We start from the raw sequence: 1,799 nt of genomic DNA on the forward strand, positions 1-1,799 counted from the left end.
ATGGTAGCCCAATTAATCAAAAACCAAACAAATTTATACGATACTGACTATAATCTTTGGATATTAGAAACCATTAAAAAACTAGAAAATCGTGATTTTAATTCCGTTGATTGGGAAAATTTAATTGAGGAGGTATTAGGTTTGAGTAGAAGTGATAAAAGAAAACTAGAAAGTTTATTAATGAGATTAATTGAACATTTGCTCATATTACACTATTGGGATTCTGAAAGAGAGAGAAATAAAGGACATTGGGAAAGAGAAATTGCTAATTTTAGGAAACAAATTAGAAAAGAATTAAAAGCTAGTCCCAGTTTAAAACGTTATCTAACAGAAATATTCAAGGAATCTTATGAAGATGGACGAGATCTTGCTTCTAAACACTCTCAACTTCCTCTCAATACCTTCCCCGAAAACTCGATCGCATCCCTTGAACAAATCCTCGATGAAAACTGGCTTCCCTAAATCGTCACAAAATTTAACTTAAAGTTCGATCGCCCCCCCAAACTCGATCGAACCTCCTCATTCTCAAACTCGATTAAAATGAATTATAATAAGCTAACAAAATAATCGGAGGTAGTCGTAATGGTAGCCCAATTAGTTAAAAAGCAAACAAATTTATACAATACTGACTATAATCTCTGGATATTAGAAACCGTCAAAAAGTTAGAAAATAGAGATTTAGATTCCCTTGACTGGGAAAATTTAATTGAGGAGGTATTAGGTTTGAGCCGAAGTGATAAAAGAAAACTCGAAAGTTTATTGACAAGATTGATTGAACACCTTTTAAAAATAGGATATTGGGAAACAGAAAAAGAAAGAAATAGAGCGCATTGGGAAGGAGAAATTATAAACTTTAGGAAACAAATTAAACGTCTTTTAAAAGATAGTCCTAGTTTAAAACCTTATCTGAAAGATTTTTTGGAAGAATGCTATCAAGATAGTCGAGCAATAGTATCGAAAAAGTCTCAACTTCCCCTTAATACCTTCCCCGAAGAACCGATCGCACCCTTAGAACAAATCTTAGATGAAAACTGGCTTCCCTAAAAACCCCTCGAACCTCCTTATTCCCAAACTTGATCGCACCGAACCTAATCTATGAAAATAATTTATAATAAGATAACAAAATAATCGGAAGTAGTCGTAATGGTAGCTCAATTAATCAAGAACAAAACAAGTTTATACGATACTGACTATAATCTCTGGGTATTAGAAACGGTTAAACAATTACAAAATAGAGATTTAGATTCCCTTGATTGGGAAAATTTGATTGAGGAGGTTTTAGATTTGAGTAGGCGTGATAAAAAGAAACTGCAAAGTCTTTTAATTAAACTATGTGAACATTTATTGAAACTGAAATATTGGCATTCAGAGTATCAATATAATAAAGGTCATTGGGAAGCAGAAATACGCAATTTTAGGCAGTTAATTAACTTAGAATTAGAAGACAGTCCCAGTTTAAAGCCTTATTTAGTCGAAAATTTCTATACATGTTATAAAAAAGGAAGATTAATTGCAATTGATCGCTCCCAATTACAGGCTACTACCTTCCCTGAAGAGCCGATCGCACCCCTCGAACAAATCTTAGATGAAAACTGGCTTCCCTAAAAACCCCCTCGAACCTCCTTATTCCCAAACTCGATCGCACCTTTCCCTCTCCCAAATAAGCGATCGAACCTCCTCCATTCCCAAAACTCGATTAAAATGAATTATAATAAGCTAACAAAATAATCGGAGGTAGTCGTAATGGTAGCCCAATTAATCAAAAACCAAACAAATTTATACGATACTGACTATAATCT

3 protein-coding genes are annotated in these 1,799 nt (G+C 33.6%); all 3 read left to right on the forward strand.

The features are described 5' to 3' along the window. On the forward strand, positions 1 to 462 hold a 462-nt coding region (locus ACN4EE_RS23065; RefSeq protein ID WP_431708852.1), incomplete at its 5' end, for a DUF29 domain-containing protein. Between the two features lie 120 nt (positions 463 to 582). Next, positions 583 to 1,044, forward strand: coding sequence for a DUF29 domain-containing protein (locus ACN4EE_RS23070; RefSeq protein WP_431708853.1), 462 nt, complete (start codon positions 583 to 585; stop codon positions 1,042 to 1,044). Between the two features lie 99 nt (positions 1,045 to 1,143). After that, positions 1,144 to 1,605, forward strand: a complete 462-nt coding sequence (locus ACN4EE_RS23075) for a DUF29 domain-containing protein (RefSeq protein ID WP_431708854.1) — start codon at positions 1,144 to 1,146, stop codon at positions 1,603 to 1,605. The last annotated feature ends 194 nt before the right edge of the window (positions 1,606 to 1,799 follow it).

The organism is Geminocystis sp. CENA526 (genome assembly GCF_050753365.1).
Classification (GTDB): Bacteria; Cyanobacteriota; Cyanobacteriia; order Cyanobacteriales; family Cyanobacteriaceae; genus Geminocystis.

Excerpts from the sequence above, each read along its gene's own strand:
- ACN4EE_RS23075 (WP_431708854.1), top strand. The coding sequence starts at position 1,144 with ATGGTAGCTCAATTAATCAAGAACAAAACAAGTTTATACGATACTGAC.
- ACN4EE_RS23070 (WP_431708853.1), top strand. The coding sequence starts at position 583 with ATGGTAGCCCAATTAGTTAAAAAGCAAACAAATTTATACAATACTGAC.